The sequence below is a fragment of the Novosphingobium sp. BL-A-41-Hi4B-X5A genome (assembly GCF_055521705.1).
The window spans coordinates 18,008-40,210 of record NZ_CM145500.1 but is presented as its reverse complement, the minus strand read 5'-3'; the positions used below and the strand labels follow the sequence as shown (position 1 = coordinate 40,210).

General features: G+C 64.8%; 20 protein-coding genes. 13 read left to right on the top strand and 7 right to left on the bottom strand.

Annotation, left to right across the window (positions count from 1 at the left end):
* Nucleotides 1–3 precede the first annotated feature (3 nt).
* The 7 genes from bchY (at nucleotide 4) to pufC (ending at nucleotide 6,619) form a co-directional block, all read left to right on the top strand.
* Complete coding sequence (gene bchY / locus ACZ1JY_RS00200) at nucleotides 4–1,542, top strand: chlorophyllide a reductase subunit Y (RefSeq protein ID WP_465129958.1); 1,539 nt, start codon at nucleotides 4–6, stop codon at nucleotides 1,540–1,542.
* Nucleotides 1,543–1,606: 64 nt separating this feature from the next.
* Complete coding sequence (gene bchZ, locus ACZ1JY_RS00195; RefSeq protein ID WP_465129957.1) at nucleotides 1,607–3,052, top strand: chlorophyllide a reductase subunit Z; 1,446 nt, start codon at nucleotides 1,607–1,609, stop codon at nucleotides 3,050–3,052.
* 160 nt (nucleotides 3,053–3,212) lie between these two features.
* A complete protein-coding gene (gene pufB / locus ACZ1JY_RS00190; RefSeq protein WP_082013438.1) occupies nucleotides 3,213–3,368 on the top strand; it encodes a light-harvesting antenna LH1, beta subunit in 156 nt (51 codons plus the stop codon).
* A 66-nt stretch (nucleotides 3,369–3,434) separates the two neighbouring features.
* Entirely contained in the window at nucleotides 3,435–3,620 is a 186-nt protein-coding gene (gene pufA / locus ACZ1JY_RS00185) for a light-harvesting antenna LH1, alpha subunit (protein ID WP_039336613.1), read from the top strand.
* A gap of 103 nt (nucleotides 3,621–3,723) precedes the next feature.
* Nucleotides 3,724–4,548 (top strand): photosynthetic reaction center subunit L, encoded by an 825-nt coding sequence (gene pufL, locus ACZ1JY_RS00180; protein WP_084278791.1) that lies wholly within the window; start codon nucleotides 3,724–3,726, stop codon nucleotides 4,546–4,548.
* Nucleotides 4,549–4,562: 14 nt separating this feature from the next.
* Nucleotides 4,563–5,537: a photosynthetic reaction center subunit M gene (pufM, locus tag ACZ1JY_RS00175; RefSeq protein ID WP_465129956.1), complete on the top strand. Its 975-nt coding sequence runs from the start codon at nucleotides 4,563–4,565 to the stop codon at nucleotides 5,535–5,537.
* Nucleotides 5,534–6,619, top strand: coding sequence for a photosynthetic reaction center cytochrome PufC (gene pufC, locus ACZ1JY_RS00170; RefSeq protein ID WP_465129955.1), 1,086 nt, complete (start codon nucleotides 5,534–5,536; stop codon nucleotides 6,617–6,619). The genes pufM and pufC overlap by 4 nt, the downstream gene beginning before the upstream one ends.
* Nucleotides 6,620–6,757: 138 nt before the next feature.
* Here pufC and ACZ1JY_RS00165 read toward each other — a convergent pair whose 3' ends face one another.
* The 7 genes from ACZ1JY_RS00165 to ACZ1JY_RS00135 are packed head-to-tail and all read right to left on the bottom strand — an operon-like array spanning nucleotide 6,758 to nucleotide 13,191.
* The gene (locus ACZ1JY_RS00165; protein ID WP_465129954.1) at nucleotides 6,758–7,021 is read right to left on the bottom strand and encodes a hypothetical protein; all 264 of its coding nucleotides are present in this window, start codon (nucleotides 7,019–7,021) and stop codon (nucleotides 6,758–6,760) included.
* Between the two features lie 10 nt (nucleotides 7,022–7,031).
* Nucleotides 7,032–7,526: a TspO/MBR family protein gene (locus ACZ1JY_RS00160; protein ID WP_118072109.1), complete on the bottom strand. Its 495-nt coding sequence runs from the start codon at nucleotides 7,524–7,526 to the stop codon at nucleotides 7,032–7,034.
* The gene (locus ACZ1JY_RS00155; protein ID WP_465129953.1) at nucleotides 7,523–8,722 is read right to left on the bottom strand and encodes a geranylgeranyl diphosphate reductase; all 1,200 of its coding nucleotides are present in this window, start codon (nucleotides 8,720–8,722) and stop codon (nucleotides 7,523–7,525) included. The genes ACZ1JY_RS00160 and ACZ1JY_RS00155 overlap by 4 nt, the downstream gene beginning before the upstream one ends.
* Nucleotides 8,719–10,032 carry a BCD family MFS transporter gene (locus ACZ1JY_RS00150; RefSeq protein ID WP_465129952.1) on the bottom strand — a complete coding sequence of 438 codons (1,314 nt, stop codon included), beginning with the start codon at nucleotides 10,030–10,032 and terminating at the stop codon, nucleotides 8,719–8,721. The genes ACZ1JY_RS00155 and ACZ1JY_RS00150 overlap by 4 nt, the downstream gene beginning before the upstream one ends.
* Complete coding sequence (chlG, locus tag ACZ1JY_RS00145; RefSeq protein ID WP_465129951.1) at nucleotides 10,032–10,934, bottom strand: chlorophyll synthase ChlG; 903 nt, start codon at nucleotides 10,932–10,934, stop codon at nucleotides 10,032–10,034. The genes ACZ1JY_RS00150 and chlG overlap by 1 nt, the downstream gene beginning before the upstream one ends.
* Before the next feature lie 49 nt (nucleotides 10,935–10,983).
* A complete protein-coding gene (ppsR, locus tag ACZ1JY_RS00140) occupies nucleotides 10,984–12,405 on the bottom strand; it encodes a transcriptional regulator PpsR (protein WP_465129950.1) in 1,422 nt (473 codons plus the stop codon).
* A 12-nt stretch (nucleotides 12,406–12,417) separates the two neighbouring features.
* Nucleotides 12,418–13,191 (bottom strand): cobalamin B12-binding domain-containing protein, encoded by a 774-nt coding sequence (locus ACZ1JY_RS00135; protein ID WP_465129949.1) that lies wholly within the window; start codon nucleotides 13,189–13,191, stop codon nucleotides 12,418–12,420.
* 365 nt (nucleotides 13,192–13,556) lie between these two features.
* Here ACZ1JY_RS00135 and bchF point away from each other — a divergent pair, with 365 nt between their 5' ends.
* From bchF to bchM, 6 genes are read left to right on the top strand one after another with little or no spacing between them, the layout of a single operon-like run.
* The gene (bchF, locus tag ACZ1JY_RS00130) at nucleotides 13,557–14,069 is read left to right on the top strand and encodes a 2-vinyl bacteriochlorophyllide hydratase (RefSeq protein ID WP_465129948.1); all 513 of its coding nucleotides are present in this window, start codon (nucleotides 13,557–13,559) and stop codon (nucleotides 14,067–14,069) included.
* Complete coding sequence (locus ACZ1JY_RS00125) at nucleotides 14,066–15,349, top strand: ferredoxin:protochlorophyllide reductase (ATP-dependent) subunit N (RefSeq protein ID WP_465129947.1); 1,284 nt, start codon at nucleotides 14,066–14,068, stop codon at nucleotides 15,347–15,349. Before bchF ends, ACZ1JY_RS00125 begins: the two co-directional genes overlap by 4 nt.
* 3 nt (nucleotides 15,350–15,352) lie before the next feature.
* Nucleotides 15,353–16,957, top strand: coding sequence for a ferredoxin:protochlorophyllide reductase (ATP-dependent) subunit B (bchB, locus tag ACZ1JY_RS00120; RefSeq protein ID WP_465129946.1), 1,605 nt, complete (start codon nucleotides 15,353–15,355; stop codon nucleotides 16,955–16,957).
* Entirely contained in the window at nucleotides 16,947–20,567 is a 3,621-nt protein-coding gene (locus ACZ1JY_RS00115) for a magnesium chelatase subunit H (protein WP_465129945.1), read from the top strand. The genes bchB and ACZ1JY_RS00115 overlap by 11 nt, the downstream gene beginning before the upstream one ends.
* 9 nt (nucleotides 20,568–20,576) lie before the next feature.
* The gene (bchL, locus tag ACZ1JY_RS00110; RefSeq protein WP_118072117.1) at nucleotides 20,577–21,473 is read left to right on the top strand and encodes a ferredoxin:protochlorophyllide reductase (ATP-dependent) iron-sulfur ATP-binding protein; all 897 of its coding nucleotides are present in this window, start codon (nucleotides 20,577–20,579) and stop codon (nucleotides 21,471–21,473) included.
* Nucleotides 21,473–22,177, top strand: coding sequence for a magnesium protoporphyrin IX methyltransferase (bchM, locus tag ACZ1JY_RS00105; RefSeq protein WP_465129944.1), 705 nt, complete (start codon nucleotides 21,473–21,475; stop codon nucleotides 22,175–22,177). The genes bchL and bchM overlap by 1 nt, the downstream gene beginning before the upstream one ends.
* The last annotated feature ends 26 nt before the right edge of the window (nucleotides 22,178–22,203 follow it).

The window sequence follows — 22,203 nt, the reverse complement described above, 5'->3', positions numbered from 1 at the left end:
GCCATGACAGACCTCGTTGATGGGGCGCTTCACGCGCGTGAACCGGACCGGATCGAACTCGATCCGCCGATCGAAGGCGGCGGCTGCCACGCAGGCGCGGACGTGCTGCGCGATGCGACGAACAAGGCGCAAGGCTCCGAACTGCTGGACCGCTACGCCGCCGACTACCCGGTAGGCCCGCACGATCAACCGCAATCGATGTGCCCGGCGTTCGGTTCGCTGCGCGTTGGCCTGCGCATGCGCCGCACCGCAACCGTCCTCTCGGGCTCGGCCTGCTGCGTCTATGGCCTGACCTTCACCTCGCACTTCTACGGCGCGCGCCGCACGGTCGGCTACGTGCCGTTCAGTTCGGAAACACTGGTTACCGGCAAGCTGTTCGAGGACATCAAGGAAGCGGTTGAGGGCCTGGCCGAGCCGGCCGATTACGACGCGATTGTTGTAACCAATTTGTGCGTGCCAACCGCCAGTGGTGTGCCACTTCGGTTGCTCAAAAAGCAGATCAATGGCGTGCGCATCATCGGCATCGACGTGCCCGGCTTCGGCATTCCCACTCATGCCGAGGCCAAGGACGTGCTGGCAGGCGCCATGCTCGCCTACGCGCGCGAGGAAGTGGCGCAGGGTCCGGTGGCGGCTCCTGCCACCCGCTCTGACCTGCCGACCGTCACCCTGCTCGGCGAAATGTTCCCGGCTGACCCCGTGGGCATCGGCATGATGCTCGAACCGCTCGGCCTTGCCGCCGGGCCGGTTGTCCCAACCCGCGAATGGCGCGAGCTTTACGCCGCGCTCGATTGTGCCGTGGTCGCCGCGATCCACCCGTTCTACACCGCCAGCGTCCGCGAGTTCGAACATGCCGGGCGCAAGGTGATCGGCTCGGCCCCGGTCGGCGCTGATGGCACCGCCGCATGGCTCGATGCCATCGGCGCGGCCTGCAACGTGGCGCCGGAAAAGGTCGAAGCCGCCAAGGCGCGTTTCGTCCCGATGATCAAGGCCGCACTTGCCGCCAACCCGATCAAGGGCCGCATCACCGTTTCGGGCTATGAAGGCTCCGAACTGCTCGTTGCCCGCCTGCTGATCGAAAGCGGCGCGGAGGTACCCTATGTCGGCAGTGCCTGCCCGCGTACACGCTGGTCCGATCCTGACCGCGAATGGCTCGAAGCGCGCGGCGTGCGCGTCCAGTTCCGCGCCAGCCTTGAGCAGGACATCGCCGCAGTCGAGGAATTCCGCCCCGACCTCGCCATCGGCACGACCCCGGTGGTCCAGCATGCCAAGGCCCAGGCGATCCCCGCGCTCTACTTCACCAACCTCATCTCAGCCCGCCCACTGATGGGCGTCGCGGGCGCTGGCAGTCTTGCGCAAGTTATAAACGCGGCGATGGCCAACAAGGCGCGCTTCGACAGGATGACAGCGTTCTTCGAAGGCGTCGGCACCGGCCCGGCGGCAGGGATCTGGGAAGAAACCCCGCAGGACCGCCCGGCCTTCAAGAAGAAGTATGCCGCCCTCAACGAAGCCGCACGCAAGGCGGCAGAGGCGGTGGGCACATGACCGTCGTCCTCGATCATGACGCTCGACATTTCGTCGTGATCTCCCTTCGCGCGGGAGGCACGGCATGACCTTGGTTCTCGATCACGACAGGGCCGGCGGCTACTGGGGCGCGGTCTACGTCTTCACGGCGGTCAAAGGCCTGCAGGTGATCATCGACGGTCCGGTCGGCTGCGAAAACCTGCCGGTCACCTCGGTCCTGCACTACACCGACGGACTGCCGCCGCACGAGTTGCCCATCGTCGTCACCGGCCTTGGCGAGGAAGAGCTGGGCAAGACCGGCACCGAAGGCGCGATGAAGCGCGCGTGGAAGGTGCTCGATCCCGAACTGCCGGCCGTCGTCGTCACCGGCTCCATCGCAGAAATGATCGGCGGCGGGGTTACCCCGCAAGGCACCAATATCAAACGCTTCCTGCCGCGCACCATTGACGAGGATCAGTGGCAGTGTGCGGATCGGGCGCTCAGCTGGCTCTGGTCGGAATTCGGCCCCAAGACCGTCCCCGCGGTCAAGCCGGTCAAGGAAGGCGAAAAGCCCAAGGTCAATATTCTTGGCCCTTCGTACGGCATGTTCAACATGGCGAGCGACGTCCACGAGATCCGCCGCCTGATCGAAGGCATCGGCGCAGAGGTCAACATGGTCTTCCCGCTGGGCAGCCATCTGGCCGATGTCCGCAAACTGGCGGATGCCCAGGCGAACGTCTGCATGTATCGCGAATTCGGGCGCAACTTGTGCGAATTGATGGAGCGGCCGTACTTCCAGGCCCCAATCGGGCTCGACAGCACCACCCGCTTCCTCCGCGCGCTCGCTGCCGAACTCGGGCTTGACCCCGAACCCTTTATCGAGCGCGAGAAGCACACCACGATCAAACCGCTGTGGGACCTGTGGCGCTCGGTCACGCAGGACTTCTTCGCCACGGCCAGCTTCGGCATCGTGGCGAACGAGACGTATGCGCGCGGCATCCGCCATTTCCTCGAAGACGACATGGGCTTGCCCTGCACTTTCGCCTTCTCGCGCAGCGCGGGCGTGAAACCCAGAAACGAGGACGTACGCGCCGCGATCCACGGCAATCCGCCCCTAGTGCTGTTCGGCAGCTACAACGAACGCATGTACAGCGCCGAAAAGGGCGGCCGGTCGATCTACATTCCGGCCAGCTTCCCCGGCGCGGCGATCCGTCGCCACATCGGCACCCCGTTCATGGGCTATTCTGGCGCGACCTACCTCGTCCAGGAAGTGTGCAACGCGCTGTTCGATGCGCTGTTCAACATCATCCCGCTGGCAACCCAGCTCGATGCTGTCGAGGCAACCCCGGCACGCGATACCCGCGAACTGGCGTGGGATGAAGACGCCAAGGCGCGGCTCGACCAGATCGTCGAGGCACAGCCCGTGCTGGTGCGCATCTCCGCGGCCAAGCGCCTGCGCGATGCAGCCGAACGGGTGACGCGTCGCCACAACGAAACCCGCGTCAGCGCCGACAGGCTCGCCGATGCCATGCTCGAGGCGCAGGTGACATGACCTGCGCACCCATCCTTCCGCGCTCATCCCAGGCGCAACAGCTTGCACGGTCGCCCCTCTCCGGTCGCCCGTGTTCCCCCATCCTCGCGGGTCAGTTCCGCGTGGATATCGAAAGAGGTCTTCCGCCTCTCGCACATCAACAACGACTGGAGATTGGGCAATGAGTGATCATGACGATCGCTTCGGGCTGAGGACCTACCTCACGCCTGAGGAAGCAAAGGAATTCCACAAACTGTTCATGAGCAGCTTCGTCGGCTTCACCGCCGTCGCAGTGGTCGCACACGTCCTCGTCTGGATGTGGAAGCCCTGGCTCTGACGGATCCGTCTGTCGACGGCGATTGCCTGAGGCAGAACCTTCAACACTTGCACAAGGACTAAGACCATGTGGAGGATTTGGCTTATTTTCGATCCGCGCAGGGCTCTGGTTGCCCTGTTCGCATTCCTGTTCGTGCTCGCACTGGTGATTCACTTCATCCTGCTCAGCACCGATACGTTCAACTGGCTCGATGGTCCGAACTCGGCCCAGGGCATGGCGAACGCAGCAGCAGCGGCGCCCGCAGCGCCCTGACGCCAACTGTGCGAGAGGCGGCGGCGCTCTAGTCGCCGCCTCCTGTGGCAGCCAATCAGAACACAGCTAAGCCCGTCGCGCCGCGGCGGGGAGGGGTAGAACCATGGCACTCCTTAGTTTCGAACGAAAATACCGCGTTCGCGGTGGCACGTTGATCGGCGGCGACCTGTTCGATTTCTGGGTGGGTCCGTTCTACGTCGGCTTCTTTGGTGTGGTGACCGCGATTTTCGCGTCGCTGGGCACTGCGCTCATCTTCTACGCGGCATCGCAAGGGCCGACGTGGAATCCCTGGCTCATCTCGATCGAGCCGCCAGATCTCAAGTACGGGCTGGGCCTTGCCCCGCTGGCACAAGGCGGGTTCTGGCAGGTCATTACCGTCTGCGCGCTGATTTCGTTCAGCAGCTGGGCGCTGCGCGAGGTCGAGATCTGCCGCAAGCTGGGCATGGGATACCATGTCCCGGTCGCCTTCAGCATGGCGATCTTCGCCTACTTCACGCTGGTGGTGATCCGCCCCGTCCTTCTGGGCGGATGGCACTTCGGCTTCCCTTACGGCATTTTCAGCCACCTCGATTGGGTTTCCAACACGGGGTACCAGTACCTGCACTTCCACTACAATCCGGCCCACATGCTGGCAGTCTCGTTCTTCTTCACGACGACGCTGGCCCTCGCCCTCCACGGCGCGCTGGTGCTTTCGGCGGTGAACCCGCCCGAAGGCGGCGAAGTGAAGTCGCCCGAGTACGAGGACACCTTCTTCCGCGATCTCATCGGCTACTCGGTCGGCACGCTGGGCATTCACCGCGTCGGCCTGCTGCTGGCCCTCAACGCGGGCTTCTGGAGTGCGGTGTGCATCGTGATCAGCGGGCCGCTTTGGACCAAGGGCTGGCCCGAATGGTGGACCTGGTGGCTCAACCTGCCGATCTGGTCGTGAAGGAGCACTGAGCGATGGCGACCTATCAGAACATTTTCACCCAGGTCCAGCTGCGGGGCGAGCCCGAAGCCGGGATCGCCCTTCCCCCCGGCAGCGAGCCGCGGATCGGCAAGGGATCGTTCAACCACATCATGGGCCTGATCGGCCATGCGCAGATCGGTCCGGTCTACTTGGGCTGGACCGGCGTGTTCGCGCTGATCTTCGGCTTCTTCGCGATCGAGATCATCGGGCTCAACATGCTCGCCTCGGTTAACTGGAACCCGATCCAGTTCGTGCGCATGCTGCCCTGGCTGTCGCTTGAACCGCCGGGACCGGAGTATGGCTTCACCCCATTCGTGCCACTGGCCAAGGGTGGCTGGTGGATCATGGCCGGGTTCTTCCTGACCACCTCGATCATCCTGTGGTGGGTCCGCACTTATACCCGCGCCCGTGCGCTTGGCATGGGGACGCACGTGGCCTGGGCCTTCGCCTCGGCGATCTGGCTTTACCTCGTGCTCGGCTTCATCCGCCCGTTCTTCATGGGCTCGTGGGCGGAATCTGTGCCGTTCGGCATCTTCCCGCACCTTGATTGGACGGCGGCCTTCTCGATCCGCTACGGCAACCTGTTCTACAACCCGTTCCACGCCTTCTCGATCGCCTTCCTCTATGGTTCGACCCTGCTCTTCGCGATGCACGGCGCCACCATCCTTGCAGTCGGTCGCTACGGCGGTGAGCGCGAGATCGAGCAGATCACCGATCGCGGCACGGCTTCGGAACGCGCCGCGCTGTTCTGGCGCTGGACCATGGGCTTCAATGCCACGATGGAATCGATCCACCGTTGGGCCTGGTGGTTCGCGGTGCTGACGACGCTGACCGGCGGCATCGGCATCCTGCTGACCGGCACCGTGGTCGACAACTGGTACCTCTGGGCGCAGCAGCATGGCTATGCTCCGATGTATCCCGATATCGGGGTCATCGATCCCGCAACGCTGGGGAGTGCGGGCCAATGAGAAGGACAATCGCAATCGCCGCATTGGCGAGTGCTGCGCTGACCCTTTCGGGTTGCGAGCTAGGGCCAAAGCAGTCGGTCCAGAACGGACATCGCGGCACGGGGATGGACCAGGTCACCTTGAAGAAGGTGGCCATGGCCAAGGACGACGTGCCCGCCCCGCCATATGATCCGCCCTCGAACGACGGACCTCGCGCCGGCGCGGCCTACCAGAACGTGCAGGTTCTGGGCGACGTGTCGGAAGAGCAGTTCACCTACACGATGGCTGCGATCACCGCGTGGGTTTCCCCTGAGCAGGGCTGCAACTACTGCCACAACCCCGAGAACATGGCCTCGGACGAGAAGTACACCAAGGTCGCCGCGCGCAAGATGTTGCAGATGACCCGCAACATAAACTCCAATTGGAACAAGCACGTGGCGAACACGGGCGTGACCTGCTGGACCTGTCACCGCGGCAATGCGATCCCGGCCAACTACTGGGCCCTGCCGGATGCCGGAAAGAACGGGATCATCGGCAACCGCCACGGACAGAACAATCCGGTTGCCGCGTCGGCATATTCTTCGTTGCCGGAAGCGTCTCTGGCGCTTTACCTGACCGGCGATCCCAAGACCGACAGGTCGATCCGGGTCGTTTCCGATACCCTGCATCCGACCAAGGCCAATGAGCTTTCCATCAAGGAAACCGAGCCGCAGTATGCACTTATGAACCACCTGTCGACGTCGCTGGGCGTGAACTGCACGTTCTGCCACAACGCACAGGCGTTCAAGCCGTGGAACATCAGCACGCCCAAGCGCGCCACGGCGTGGTACGGATTGCGCATGGTGCGCAACATCAACGGCGAATACATCAGCAGCCTGAAGGACGTCTTCCCGGCGCACCGCAAGGGCCCGATGGGCGATCCGTTCAAGGTGAGCTGCGCCACCTGCCACCAGGGCAAGAACCAGCCGATGGGCGGGTACAAGATGGCCAAGGACTACCCGGCGCTGTGGGGTGCCCCGATGGCGACACCGGCGGCAGCTCCTGCAGCACCGGCGGCTCCCGCAGCTCCGATCGCCGCTGCGGTTTCGACCGCAACACACTGATCCCCCGCAGGAATGTGGGACCTGAAGGGTCCGCTGGAGCTTCTCCGGCGGACCTTTTTTTGTGTTTCCAACTCTCCGGGGCAGAAGGGCAACTCCCCCGCAACTCACCCCCAACTCTGCCAGACGAACCCGCGACTGTCAGAGGCTGCGGCGACGGCGCAAAACGTCGGCGATGTGCACCGGGAAGGACAGCGCGATCGGGGCTGAAATCCACGGCCAATCCGCCCCGACCAAGGCAGCGCGAAGTCCAACGACGATCAGTGCGGCAGGCAGCAACATGGTGAGCAGATCGCCGATGTTCCATCCCCGCAACCGCAGCCAGAGCGCTTCGAGCAGGAGTGCGGCGAGGACGATGTCGGCGGCGTGACCCGAGCCGAAGAGCGCTTCCATGGTGCCGGGCAACGCCCTTCCTTTAACCGAACGGCGCGTTGAGGCGGACGATTTCCCAGTTGAGCGCGCCAGCCACGGTGACCCAAGCGATGTAGGGCAGCAGCAGGACTGCCGAGAGCCGGGATATGCGGCCGCAGTAGACGATCAGCGTGGCGATCGAGAGCCACAGCAAGCACAGCTCCCAGAATGCCCAGTCGGGCCGTTGCATCCGGAAAAAGATGAGGCTCCACAAGATGTTGAGGAAGCCGTTCAGCGCGAACAGGCCGATCACCGTGTCAGACGTTCGCGAGGTGCGCGAGGCGCGCCATGCCACGACCCCGGCGATGGCGCACAGGGCGAAGATCGTGGTCCAGGCAATCGGGAAGACCGGGCGCGGCGGCGTGAAAGCGGGCTTGATCAGGGAATCGTACCAAGGCCCGAGATCGGTGATCGTGCCGCCGACCATCGCCGTGGCAAAGGCCGCGAGCGTGGCGATGCCAATCGGAATGCCGGCGGGCATGAGCGAGGCCCGCTTCATCCGGCAGCGGGCCTCAATCCCAGCAAGTGCGCGCAATCCTTCAGGAAAATGCGCAGGTGCGCCATCGGCTTTGCGCGCACCAGCTTCTTGTTCATGTAAGCCTGCCAGGTCAGCTGCTGGACATCCTTGTCCGCACACATCTCGACGAAGCGTTCGCGGCGCTTGTCGCTGGAATACCAGAAATACTGCATGATCCCGAGGATCCAGAACACGCGGCCATGTTCGCGCAGGAAAGCCTTGCGCGCCCGCTTCAGCAGTGCGGGATTGCCGCTGGCAAGGAAAGCGTCGCCGGTTTGCGCGGCGATCCGGCCGCAGACCATGGCATAGTAGATGCCCTCGCCCGAGGCAGGCGCGACGACTCCGGCAGCGTCCCCAGCGACCAGCACATCGCGGCCATTGTCCCAGCGCTTCAGGGGCTTGAGCGGGATCGGTGCGCCTTCGCGGCGGATCGTCTCGCAACCTTCGAGGCCAAGTTCATCGCGCATCTGCTTGACCGAGCCGCGCAGGGAAAAACCCTTGTTGGCGCTGCCGACGCCGATGCTCGAGGTTTCGCCATGGGGGAAGACCCATGCGTAGAAATCTGGCGAGAGCTTGCCCTGATAGAGCACGTCGCAACGTGAGGCATCGAAGCCTTGTTCAGTGCTTTGTGGCGAACGGACGACTTCGTGGTAGGCGAAGACGCAGGGGTTCCGTTCGGCACCTGGGATGTTTTCGCGCGCCACGCCCGAACGCGCGCCGTCAGCGCCGATGACGAGGCGGGTGCGGACTTTCCGCACTTCGTCGCCGCGCGCTTCGTGGTAGCAGACGACCGCGCCGGGATTGCCATCCCGCTCGATCCTTTCGTACGTGCCGACGCGGCGCTCGGCCCCGGCCTTGGCGGCACGTTCGCGCAGCCATTTGTCGAAATGGTCACGATCGACCATGCCGACGTAGCCGATCTCGCCCACGGGCATGTCCACCGCACGGTTCGAGGGTGCGACCATCCGCGCCGAGCGGGCGCGCGCCACGAGCAGCGATTGCGGGACGTCGAATTCCTCGAGCAGGCGCGGTGGGACCGCGCCGCCGCAGGGTTTGATCCGCCCGGCCCGGTCAAGCAGCAGGACCTTGCGGCCCATGCGTGCCAGATCCCACGCGGCCGTGGCTCCTGATGGTCCACCGCCGATGACGACGACATCGTATTCAACCCTGTCGGTCATGCCCCTGCCGTCCCCAGTTGGGCGGGGATGGCCCGCCGATATGTCACACGCATCGCGAGGATTGCCGAGATGAGGAACAGGCTCGCCTCGAAAGCGAAGATGAGTTGGAAGGCTTGCGACACCTGCCCCGTGGCACCGCGCACGAAATCGACGCCGAGAGCGCCGGTGAGGCCGCCAAGGCCGAAGGCGATGGCCTGCGCCGTGCCCCAGACGCCCATGCGCACGCCTTCGCGGGTGCGCTTGCCGGCACCAGCCAAGCCCATCATCGAGCCGATGGCGGAGACGGCGAAAGCGCCGTTGAAGAAACCGAGCGCCGCAATGTTTGCCGCCAGTGGCCAGCCCGGACCAGCCTGAGCCGCCATCGCCAGCCCAGCCAGCGCGACGGCCGAGCCGATGCAGCCGAGCATGGTCCAGACGCGCAGTTCGATCGGCATGCGCCCGGCAAAGGCACTGCCGCCCAACCCGGTCACGATCATGCCAACGAGCACGCCGCCGTGCTGGAGTCCGGAAAGGCTGGTCGACTGGCCCGGCGACATCTGGAACACGAGCCCGGCAAAGGGTTCGAGGATGAGGTCCTGCATCGAATAGGCGAGCATCGAGACGAAGATGAACAGGGTAAAGCGACGCGACTGCGGATCGCCGAGGATTTCGGAGATGGCTTCACGCAAGGTTGCCGGGGGCTGACGGTTCTCCGTCGCCACGGCGCCAGTGGTCTTCGCTTCAAGCCCGAGCATGGCGAGGCAGGTGAGCGAGATTGCCGCAGCCACCACACCGCCCACGACCACGAACAGGCGCTGTTCGGAATAGGGATCGAGCAGGGCACCGGCAGTACCAGCGGAAATGACGATGCCGAAGACCATCATGATCCATGTCGTGGCAGCAGCAGCCGCACGGCGCTCCGGCGCGACGCCGGACGCAAGTATCGCGAGCATCGAGGTTCCCGCGGCGCCAACGCCCGCGCCGATCAGCAAGAAGGCGATGACGGCGAGCGCGATGCCAAGTGTCCGGGCATCGTCGAGCATGGTCGTGGCCTGAACAGCGAGCATTGCCCCTGCCCCAAGAATGGCCATGCCGCCGATGACCCAGGGGGTGCGCTTGCGCCCGAGGTCCGAGCCGTGGCCCCACAGCGGCCGTGAAAGCTGGACCATGTAGTGCCAGGCCACCAGCCCGGCGGGGATGCCGGCAGCAAGGCCGTATTCCAGCACCATCAGGCGATTGAGCAGGGAAGTTGCGATCATCACCATCGCGCCGATCGAGGCCTGTACGGCCCCGAGCCGGACAATCGAAAACCAGCCGAAACTACGGTTCATCAGACATACCCCCCAAGGCCGAGTGCCGAGGCGAGCATGCCGAGCACGTAGAGTGACACGCCGGTGGCGTTGTACCACGGCGCATTGCGCGCCGGGGCCGACACCAGTTTCGGCATGAGCGCGAGTTGCGCAGCGAGCAGGACCGCAACCACCCCTGCGGAGATTCGGTGTCCCCACATGACCATCAGCGCGACGACGATCACTTGCGGCACGGCCATGACGGCGCTGGCGAGCAAGGCAGCCGGTCGTTCACCGAGCACGACCGGGAGCGAGCGCAGGCCGGTCGCCCGGTCACCCTCCACGGCCTTGAAATCGTTGAGTGTCATGATGCCGTGGGCACCGATGCTGTAAAGCGTGAGGACCACGAGGACATGGACCGGTGGCAAGGACCCGGCCATTACGGCAGCGCCGGTGAACCAGCTCAGGCCTTCGTAAGTGAGGCCGACGACGGCGGGGCCGATCCAGCCGCTGGTCTTGAGGCGGAAGGGCGGCGCGCTGTAGGCCCAGGCGCAGGCGAGGCCGAACACGGTGGCGATCAGCACCCACTGGCCGGTGAAGGCGGCAACCGCCAGCGACAGGGCAGTCCAGCCGATGGCGATGTAGAGGCCCCAGCGCCCGCCGATGCGACCCGAGGGAATGGGCCGGTCAGGCTCGTTGATCGCATCGACGTGGCGATCGAACCAGTCGTTCACGGCCTGACTGGTGCCGCAGACCAGCGGGCCAGCCAAGAGGATGCCGGCGATGAGGAAGGTCCAGCGGCTTAAAGGGGAGACGCCCGAGGACACCACGCCGCACATCAGTGCCCACATCGGCGGGAACCACGTGATCGGCTTGAGGAGTTCCAAGACGTCGCGAGCCGCCGGAGGCGGCGTCATCACAGTGGAGACTGCAGATTGCGCCATGGGCAAAGACTATGCTCATGGACCCAAAGCGTCAAATCAAATTGACACTTTATTCGTCAAGTGAATCGACCAGATTGCCGAGGCCATAGCGATGCAGCTTCGAATAGAGGCTCTGCCGGCTGAGGCCGAGGATTTCGGCGGCAGAAGCGCGGTTGTTCGAGGTGTATTCGAGCGCTGCCTCGATGCAGAGACGTTCGATCAGGTCGGTGGATTCGCGCACGATATCGCGCAGTGACATGCGACCCACCAGATCGGTGAGTTGTTCGACCGAACGCGGGGCGTCTGCCGTGACGGGAAGGTCGCGCAGGCGGCGACCGATCGGGCGAATCACGAAACCGTAGTGCGGCTGGTCATCGCCGGTCTTCACAGCGGAAAGTTCGACCGGCTCGCCATCGAAACCGTCCCGCGCGCCGACCACCGTGCTGACATTGCGGGCAATGTCGTGCTTGGCGAGCTGGCCGTCGATCAGATCGAGATCGATGCCCGGACGCCCGACGAAATCCGCCAGCGGACGCCCGCGCAGCTGATCGACGGTGGCGGCAGAGACGAGTTCGACAAAGGCCGGATTGGCGGCCTGAATGACCATGCGGGCATCGGTCAGCACAAAGGCATCCGGCATGGCCTCGATCACGCGCATCATCTCGCCCGAGGCGTGCTCGGCGACGCTGGAAGCACCGGACAGGCGGATGAGCAGAAACTGCCCGCCTTTTTCGCGAAAACCGCTGGCTGAAAGCATGACGGCATCGTCGCTGTTGTTGGGCTGCACCTCGATCGGGAGGACGCCCGGCGAAACGAGGGTCGACCCGAGGAAAGCGATCAGGTGTTCGCGCGCGGGGCGGGAGAACAGCGTGGTCAGCTTGGCGCCCTGCAGCGTGCCGTTACGGGCCTGGAACAGCTGGTGCGCGGCGCGGTTGGCCTCGCGGATACGGAAAGCTTCGGCATCGACGATCAGCACCGGATCGAGCGACTGGTCGAACAGCATGCGGTAGCGCGCTTCGAGCTGGCGCAGGCGCAGATAGTCCCGCTCGAGCGATTGCTGCGCCTGGAGGACTCGCTGCTGCAGGGCAGCGGCATCGCGCATGTCCCGGCCGATGGCGATGGCGTTGGTGCTTTCGCCGAGGCGGACCACCACGAAACGCAGCGGCACTTCGCCTTCGGTCGTAATCTGGTTCACCTGGCGCCAGTGCTGGGTCACGCCCTTGCGCGCATTGGCCAGCATTTCCATGACCTTGGGTCGGCTTTCCACCGATACCGTATCGAGCCATTCGCGGCCGATCCACTGCTGGGCATCGGGAAATTCACGCGGGTTTGCCGTCACGTCGACGATCTGGCCACCTTCATCGAGCACCAAAGCAAGATCGCCCGCCACCATCGCCAGGGTCGCTGCAGCATCCGGTCCGAGCGCCTCGAAATGGGTGCGGGGACTGGCGAAGGGCAGCTTCCCTTCGACGGAGTTATTGCGGGAAGGCATCAGTCGAGCCGGCTATCCGAGGGGATGTTCGGGGCGGACCGATCCGGCGTGTTTCCTGGCAACCAGCTTTTCGGCAAGAACGAGAGCCGATCGCGCATCGGGAGCGGTGCCATCGGCGCCCACTTCATCGACGATACCCGGATTGGCATTGACCATTCGTCCACCAATAAAGACCTGAACCCCGGGCGTCCGAGAGACGCTGCGAATGGAACAAATTAGGTCACTGAGATTCGCGTTAGTGCAATCGCAACTGACGGTCAAGCCTATGACATCAAAGTGTCTTTCGGCGATAATTTGCAGCAATTCCTTACGCTTGGGTTCAATCAGCGCCTCAGTTTGCCAGCCAGCCCGGGCAAAGACTTCCTCGATCATCAGCGTGCCCAGCGCATGCCTGTCACCGGGCATCGGAGAGAACAGCGCACTGCGGGCGCGGTCGCCATCGGAGTCGTCGGCAGGAAAGCGCAACGCGACCTGCCGCATGACTTCCTGCAAGCGCCACAAGCCCATTGTGACATCGAGAAAATCGCACTCGTCCTCTTCCCAATGCTGGCCGAGGCGGCGCGCGGAAGGGGCAAGCAGATCGACGAAGATCGATTCAATTGCGATGCCGCGCGCGATGAAGCCTTCGACGACTTCGAGCAATTCCTCGGCATCGAGATCGAGCGGCAGCGAGGCGAAGCTGGCGGCGTCGGACGGATCGACCGAGAGCGTGCCGGTCACCCGGCCCTTGGGCACACCGGACGAATGGGCGAGCAAAAGACGAGGAATGATCTGCTCCTCGATCAAGCTGTTGACCGATGCCGGCCCTCTGGCGGGAGAGGAATTATGTCCATCCGTGTGGGTCGGACCTGATCGCAAGCCTGGGGCACGTCTGCGACGTGTCCGCCTTACTGCATCGGCGTTGGCCTCGGACCCATAAACAGTCGCCATGGCAGACCCCTCCGGCCTGTGGGGTGCAAATCGCACCCGCCGGACTGTCGGATCGATAGTTCGACTCTGACCGGAGCCAACACTCTACGCCTGTAAACTGTTGCTGACAAACCCTGATCTGTCATTTTTATTTGTCGTCAAGATAGATTGACACTTCTGCAAGACGAGGCGTAGTCTCCAGTTCTCGAAGGCCTGGTGCCTCAGCCCGCGAAAGGGGCCGAATGAGAGGGGACGCGATCAGATTTAAAGCCGCAGGCCAAGCACTTGGCACGCAGGCTACGCGCCCGCCGCTTTACACTGCGGAGGAACGCGAGAAGCGCGACTCCACGCGGTGGACGCTGGTGCAGGGCCTGCTCGCCCCCTTCCAGTTCCTGGTGTTTCTGGTCAGTTTGGCGCTAGTTCTACGTAGTCTTGCGTGGGGCGAAGGCGCCGTCGCGGCCGACATCTCGGTCGTGATCAAGACGCTCACGCTTTATGCGATCATGGTGACCGGCTCGATCTGGGAAAAGGTCGTCTTCGGGAAGTGGCTGTTTGCCCGCGCTTTCTTCTGGGAAGACATGTTCTCGATGCTCGTGATCGCGCTGCACACCACCTATTTGGTGATGCTGCTGGGCAATTTCGGCAGCTTCGAGCAGCGCATGCAGATCGCACTGGCGGGCTATGCCGCTTATGTCATCAACGCTGGACAGTTCCTGCTGAAACTGCGCGCAGCGCGGCTTGAGGTGGCGGCATGAGCCCCGGCGAAAGCGTTCTTGGATGCGCTCCGGCAGCACAGCCACAGATCCTGCGCGAACGCGGCCAGCGCGAAGTGTTCTGCGGACTGACCGGCATCATCTGGATGCATCGCAAGATGCAGGACGCATTCTTCCTCGTCGTCGGATCACGAACTTGCGCGCACCTGCTGCAGAGCGCGGCAGGCGTGATGATCTTTGCCGAGCCGCGCTTTGCCACCGCGATCATCGAAGAGCGTGACCTGGCCGGGATGGCGGATTGCCAGGACGAGCTTGACCGCATCGTCGACAAGCTGCTGGCGCGGCGGCCGGAAATCCGCACGCTGTTCCTGGTGGGATCGTGCCCGTCGGAAGTGATCAAGCTGGACCTCGGCAAGGCAGCGCAGCGGCTTGATGGCAAGTTTGCCGGATCGGTGCGTGTCCTCAACTATTCGGGCAGCGGGATCGAGACGACCTTTACCGAAGGCGAAGACGCCTGCCTGACCGCGCTGGTGCCGGAGATGCCTGCTGCGGACGCGGTCGAGGCCGCCAACCTGCTCGTGGTCGGTGCCCTGCCCGACATCGTCGAGGACCAGTTCAAGCGGCTGTTCGACGAGCTGGGCATTGGCCCGGTGCATTTCCTGCCCGCCAAGCGCATGGCCGACCTGCCCAAGGTGGGTCCGAACACCGTCTTCCTGCTGGCCCAGCCGTTCCTGACCGAGACGACCGCTGCGCTGCAGCGGCGCGGAGCAAAGCGGCTCGACGCGCTGTTCCCGTTCGGCGCCGAAGGCACGACCGACTGGCTGCGCGCAGCGGCAGAGGCCTTCGGGATCGACAGGATGCACTTCAACCGCGTCGTGGCTCCGGGACGCGAACGGGCCAAGCGAGCAATTGCCCATCGGCGCGAACGGCTTGAGGGCAAGCGCATCACGTTCCTGCCGGATTCGCAGCTGGAACTGCCGTTGGCGCGCTTCCTGCACACAGAGCTCGGCATGATGCCGGTGGAAGTGGGCACGCCCTACCTCAACCGCGAGCTCAATGCCCGCGAACTGGTGCTGCTGCCGGCCTCCACTCGGCTGAGCGAAGGGCAGGACGTTGACCTGCAGCTTGACCGCGTACGGCTCGACCGACCGGACCTGACGGTCTGCGGGCTTGGCCTGGCCAATCCCCTGGAGGCCGAAGGACTTTCGACCAAGTGGGCGATCGAACTGGTGTTCTCGCCCATCCACGGCTTCGAGCAGGCGGGTGACCTCGCCGAGCTTTTCGTGCGGCCCCTGCGCCGTCGCGACATCTTGAGGGTATAGGCGATGCAGCTGGCGGTCTGGACATACGAGGGTCCGCCACACGTGGGGGCGATGCGTGTCGCCACTGCGATGCAGGATCTGCATTACGTGCTGCATGCCCCGCAGGGGGACACTTACGCCGACCTGCTGTTCACGATGATCGAACGGCGCGGCAAGCGCCCGCCGGTGACCTACACCACGTTCCAGGCGCGAGACCTGGGCAAGGACACCGCAAGCATCTTCCAGAATGCCGCGCGCGATGCCTATGAACGGTTTGCACCCAAGGCGCTGCTGGTCGGCGCATCGTGCACCGCCGAGCTGATCCAGGACGACCCGGCCGGGCTTGCCGAAGCGCTGGAACTGCCCTGCCCCGTGATCCCGCTGGAGCTGCCGAGCTACCAGCGCAAGGAGAACTGGGGCGCGGCCGAGACATTCTATCGCGTCGTACGGCAGCTGGTGGATCGCGACGTGCGCCCCGCGCCACGCGAAGGGCGGCGCCCGCTGGTCAACCTGCTCGGCCCTTGTGCCTTGGGCTTCCGCCATCGTGACGACGTGCTCGAAGTGCGCAAGCTGCTGTGGAACCTCGGGATCGACGTCAACTGCGTCGCGCCGCTCGATGCTGCGCCGGACGACATTCGCACGCTGGGCCGGGCCGACTTCAACATCGTGATGTATCCCGAAGTTGGCGGGGAAGCGGCGCGCTGGCTGGATCAGGCGCTGCACCAGCCGGCGATCCGCACCGTGCCGATCGGCGTTGGCGCGACCCGCGAATTCATTGCGGAAGTTGCCGCGCTGGCCGGTGTCGACGCAACCGAGGCTCTGGCCGATCAGCAATCGCGCATGCCGTGGTGGAGCCGTTCGGTCGACTCGACCTACCTGACGGGCAAGCGCGTCTTCATCTTCGGGGACGCTACGCACGCAATTGCTGCGGCGCGCATTGCCCACGAAGAGCTGGGCTTCGAAGTCTGCGGCCTTGGCTGCTACAACCGCGAGTTTGCGCGCGAAATGCGCGCTGCAGCAGCGCTTTACGGCATCGAGCCGCTGATCACCGACGACCATCTCGAAGTCGAGGACGCGATTCTCAACGCCTCGCCCGAACTGGTGCTGGGCACGCAGATGGAGCGGCACATCGCCAAGCGCTTCGGCATTCCCTGCGCGGTGATTTCCTCGCCGGTGCATGTGCAGGACTTCCCGGCGCGCCACAGCCCGCAAATGGGCTTCGAAGGCGCCAACGTGATCTTCGATACCTGGGTCCATCCGCTGGTGATGGGGCTGGAAGAACATCTGCTGACGATGTTCCGCGACGACTTCGAGTTTTCGGACGAGGCCGGCCCTTCACACCTGCACGGTGCAGCGCGGCGCCACGAGGGCGAGAGCGCCCCTGCCCCGTCAGCCCCCCGCGCGGTCGAAGTCGCGGCGGCGCAAGTTTCCCATGGCGACCTTGCCGAGGCCCGGCCGGCAGGTTCCCAGATCTCGTGGACCGCAGAAGCGGAACAGGAGCTCAGGAAAGTCCCGTTCTTCGTGCGCGGAAAGGTTCGCCGCAACACCGAGGCCTTTGCAGTTTTGCAGGGTCGCGGCGCGGTGGATCTGGCCACGCTCTATGATGCGAAGGCCCACTATGCCCGGTAGCCGCGCCCCTCAGGTCCGTGTCGCAATCGTCACACTGGACAACCACCTCAAGGCAGGAGTCGAGCGCGCCGACGCGCGACTGCGGCAGGACAATGTGAGCGTCACGCTCCATGCCGCTACCGACTGGGACCGGCCCGGCAGCAAGGCGCTGGAAACAACCAAGACCGCGATTGCCCAGGCCGACATCGTGATCGTGACGATGCTGTTCCTTGACGATCACATCCGCGCGATCCTGCCGACGCTGGAGGCCCGGCGCGAGGACTGCGACGCGATGGTCTGCCTGATGTCTTCGGGCGACGTGGTGCGGCTGACGCGGATGGGCGGCTATCGCATGGATGCGCCGGCCAAGGGGCCCCTCGCCATGCTCAAGAAGCTGCGCGGATCGGGCAAGCCCGGTGCGAATTCCGGCGCGGGCCAGATGCGCATGCTGCGCCGCCTGCCGAAGATCCTGCGCTTCATTCCCGGAACCGCGCAGGACGTTCGCGCATACTTCCTGACGCTGCAGTACTGGCTGGCTGGGTCGGACGACAATGTGGTGTCGATGGTCCGTGCGCTGATCGACCGTTATGCCGCCGGCGAGCGCCTGACCCGCCGGGGCATGACCAAGGCCGAAGCCCCGCGCGACTATCCGGAAGTTGGCGTCTATCACCCGCGCACCGAGCAGAAGCTTTCGGACAGCCTGCGCCTGTTGCCGACGAAGCATGGGCCGAACGGCACGGTCGGGCTGCTGTTGCTGCGCTCCTACCTGATCTCGAAGGATGCCGGGCATTACGACGGCGTGATCGCGGCGCTGGAAGCGGCTGGTCTGCGCGTCATCCCCGGCTTTGCCAACGGGCTGGATTCACGCCCTGTCATCGAGAAGTTCTTCCTCAAGGACGGCGAGCCGGTGGTCGACGCGGTGATTTCGCTGACCGGCTTCTCGTTGGTGGGTGGCCCTGCCTACAACGATGCCAAGGCGGCCGAGGAAATCCTGAGCCGCCTGAACGTGCCTTACATTGCTGCGCACCCGCTGGAGTTCCAGACGCTGGAGCAGTGGGGTGCTTCGCGGCAGGGTCTGCTGGCGCTGGAATCGACCATCATGGTGGCAATCCCGGAGCTTGACGGTGCGACCATGCCGACGGTGTTCGGTGGCCGTTCGGACGGTGCGGGCAAGGCTTGCGCGGGTTGCGCGAAGGCATGCGTCTTCGAAAGCACCGGGCCGGTCAACGCGATGCGCGCCTGCCCCGAAAGAGTCGAGGCGCTCGCCGCCAAGGTCGTCAAGATCGTGGCGCTGCGCAAGGCGGAACGGGCGCGGCGCAAGGTGGCGATCACCATCTTCAACTTCCCGCCCAATTCCGGGGCGACCGGGTCTGCGGCGTTCCTTGCGGTGTTTGAATCGCTGCTGGGCACGCTCAAGCGGATGGCGAGCGAGGGCTATCAGGTCGAAGTGCCCGAGAGCGTGGACGCGCTGCGCGATGCAATCCTGAAAGGCAATGCCGAGCGGTTTGGCGCCGATGCCAATGTCTATACCCGCATCGACGCCGACGAGCATGTGCGGCGCGAGCCCTATCTGGCCGAGATCGAGGCACAGTGGGGTCCGGCGCCGGGCAAGATCCAGAGCGACGGTTCGCACGTCCACGTGCTGGGTGCGCGGTTCGGCAACGTGTTCGTCGGCGTGCAGCCGGGCTTCGGGTACGAAGGCGATCCGATGCGCCTGCTGTTCGACGGCGATTTTGCTCCGACGCATGCGTTTTCGGCCTACTATCGCTGGATCCGCGAGGACTTCGGTGCCGACGCCGTGGTGCATTTCGGCACGCATGGCGCGCTCGAATACATGCCGGGCAAGCAGGTTGGCCTCACCGGCAAGTGCTGGCCGGAGCGGCTGCTGGGCGATCTGCCCAACTTCTACCTGTTTGCCGCAAACAACCCCTCCGAAGGCGTGCTGGCCAAGCGGCGTTCGGGCGCGACGATGCTGAGCTACCTGACGCCGCCGCTGGCGCGGGCCGGGCTCTACCGCGGCTTTGCGGACCTGAAAGCGAGCATCGAACGCTGGCGGATGACGACCGATGGGGCGGAGCGCACGGCTCTCGAGGAACTGATCTGGGACGAGTGCGATGCGCTCGACATCACGGCTGAAAGCGTGATGGAGCTGAGCGCCAATCTCTACGAGCTTGAGCGCACGTTGATCCCGCACGGGCTGCATGTGCTGGGCGAGGCGCCAACCGGGGCCGAGCGCGCGGAACTGGTCGAGGCGCTGATGGACGCGGGCGAAAGTTCGGCCGAAGCGATCGAGGCGGCGCTGGATTCCTGCGATGAACTGGGCGCGCTGATCCATGCGCTTGACGGCGGCTATGTGCGCCCTGCCCCCGGCGGCGACCTGCTGGCCAATCCCGAAGTGCTGCCGACCGGGCGCAACCTCCACGGCTTCGACCCGTTCCGCCTGCCGACGCGCTTTGCCTGTGAGCAGGGCAAGCTGCAGGCGCAGCGCCTGCTGGCGCGCCATGCCGCGAACGGGGAAGCCGCGCCGGAAAGCCTCGCCATGGTGCTGTGGGGTACCGACAACATGAAGAGCGAGGGCGCGCAGATTGCGCAGGCGCTCTCGCTGATGGGCGCACGGCCGCGGATGGACAGCTACGGCCGCCTGGCCGGGGCCGAACTCATCCCGCTGGAGGAACTGGGCCGTCCACGCATCGACGTGGTGGTGACGCTCTCGGGCATCTTCCGCGATCTGCTGCCGCTGCAGACGCGGATGCTGGCCGAAGCAGCGTTTCTGGCCGCGCAGGCCGATGAGCCGCTGGAGATGAACTTCGTTCGCAAGCACAGCCTTTCGCACATGAGCGAGCATGGCTGCGACATGGAGACCGCCGCACTGCGCGTTTTCTCAAATGCCGAAGGGGCCTATGGCGCGAACGTCAACCAGTTGATCGAGGGCGGCGTCTGGGCCGATCCGGACGAGTTGGCCAATGCCTTCGAGACGCGCAAGGGCTATGCCTATGGGGTCAAGGGCACGCCGGTGGCCCAGCGCGACTTGCTGCGCAGCGCGCTGAAGGACGTCGATTTCGTCTATCAGAATCTGGAGAGCGTCGAAGTCGGCATTACCGATCTGGACCAGTACGTCGACAGCCTCGGTGGAGTCAGCCGATCGATCGCGCGGGCCAAGGGTACAGAAGCGCCGGTCTATATCGTCGATGCGACGGTGGGCGAGGCCAAGGTGCGGACGCTGGCCGAGCAGATCGATCTGGAGACGCGGACGCGGACGCTCAACCCGAAGTGGTTCGAAGGCATGCTCAAGCACGGCTTCGAAGGCGTGCGCAATATCGAGCAGCACGTGACCAACACCGTGGGCTGGTCGGCCACGACGGGCCAGGTGGCGCCGTGGGTCTACCAGCAGATCAGCGAGACTTTCGTGCTCGACCCGGCGATGCGCGAGCGGCTTTCGCAGCTCAATCCGACCAGCTCGGCCCGCGTGGCGAACCGACTGCTCGAGGCGTGCGAGCGGCGCCTGTGGGAACCCGACGACGATACGCTCGAAGCGCTGCGCATGGCCAGCGACGAGCTCGAGGACAGGCTGGAAGGCGTGTTCGTGGGGCATGCCCCTTCCACCATCACTTCCGCAATTGCGGCGGAATAGGAGTTTGCGATGAACCTGCTCGACCCAAGGGCGCGCTTCAGCCAGCCGGACGGCGAAGGATCGGTGCAGGTCTCGCTGGACCCGCGCGACGAGATCAAGGGCGCGAAGGTTTTCGCGGTCTACGGCAAGGGCGGGATCGGCAAGTCGACGACGTCTTCAAACCTTTCCGCCGCGTTCTCCAAGCTGGGCCATCGCGTGCTGCAGATCGGTTGCGACCCCAAGCACGATTCCACTTTCACCCTCACCAAGAAGCTGATGCCGACGGTGATCGACGTGCTGGAAAGCGTCGAGTTCCACGCCGAGGAACTGCGGCCCGAAGACTACATGTTCGAGGGCTATAACGGGGTGATGTGCGTGGAGGCCGGTGGTCCGCCTGCAGGCACCGGCTGCGGCGGCTATGTCGTGGGGCAGACGGTCAAGCTGCTCAAGCAGCACCATCTGCTTGAGGACACCGACGTGGTGATCTTCGACGTGCTGGGCGACGTGGTGTGCGGCGGCTTTGCCGCGCCACTGCAGCATGCCGAGCGCGCGCTGGTGGTAGCGGCGAACGACTTTGATTCCATCTTCGCGATGAACCGCATTGTTGCGGCGATCGGTGCGAAGGCGAAGAACTACAACGTGCGGCTCGCTGGCGTGATCGCCAACCGCTCTGCCGCGACGAACGAGATCGACCGCTTCAGCGAGGCGATCGGGATGAAGCGCCTGGCGCACTTCCGGGATGTCGATGCGATCCGGCGCAGCCGCCTGAAGAAGTGCACGCTGTTCGAAATGGAGCCTTCGCCCGAAGTGATTGCTGCGCAGCAAGAGTACCTGCGGCTTGCACAAATGCTGTGGGACGGCGTCGATCCGGTGGTCGCCAGCCCGATGAAGGATCGCGATATCTTCGACTTCCTGGGGTACGAATGATGGCCACGCAATTTGCCCCCAACCGCTATGACAGCCAGCGCGAGAAGCTTGCACAGTACTTCGATGGCACCGCGCAGAAGGCGTGGATCGACCTGACATCGAACGCCAAGGTCAGCGGCATCCGCGCCACGGTCCGCGCCGGGCGCGATGCGATGCGCGCGCAGCTGCTGGGCTGGCTGCCCGAGGACTTGCGGCGGCGCGACGTGCTGGACGCGGGTTGCGGCACCGGCAGCCTGAGCGTGGAAGCCGCCTGCCGCGGGGCAGTAGTGACCGCCATCGACGTGGCGCAAGGACTGGTCGACATCGCCGCCGAGCGGGCGCCTTCGTATCTTGGTCACGGGCGCATCCAGTGGCGCGTGGGCGACATGCTCGACCCTGCACTGGGCAGCTTCGACCATGTCGTGGCGATGGATTCGCTGATCCACTACACGCTGACGGACATGGTCTGGGCGCTTTCTGCGCTGACCCGCCGCTGCACCGGCTCGATCCTCTTCACGTTCGCTCCCTACACCCCGCTGCTCGGCGCGATGCATACGGTCGGCAAGGTCTTCCCGCGCTCCGACCGTTCGCCCGCGATCGTGCCGATTGCCGAAAGCGAATTGCGCGCCGCGCTCGCCCAGTTCGAAGGCTGGGACATCGGCCGATCAGGCCGGATTTCGAGCGGCTTCTACAAGAGCCACGCGATGGAGCTGGTGAAGATCTGATGGCGCAAGGGCAGGCCCTTTCTGCG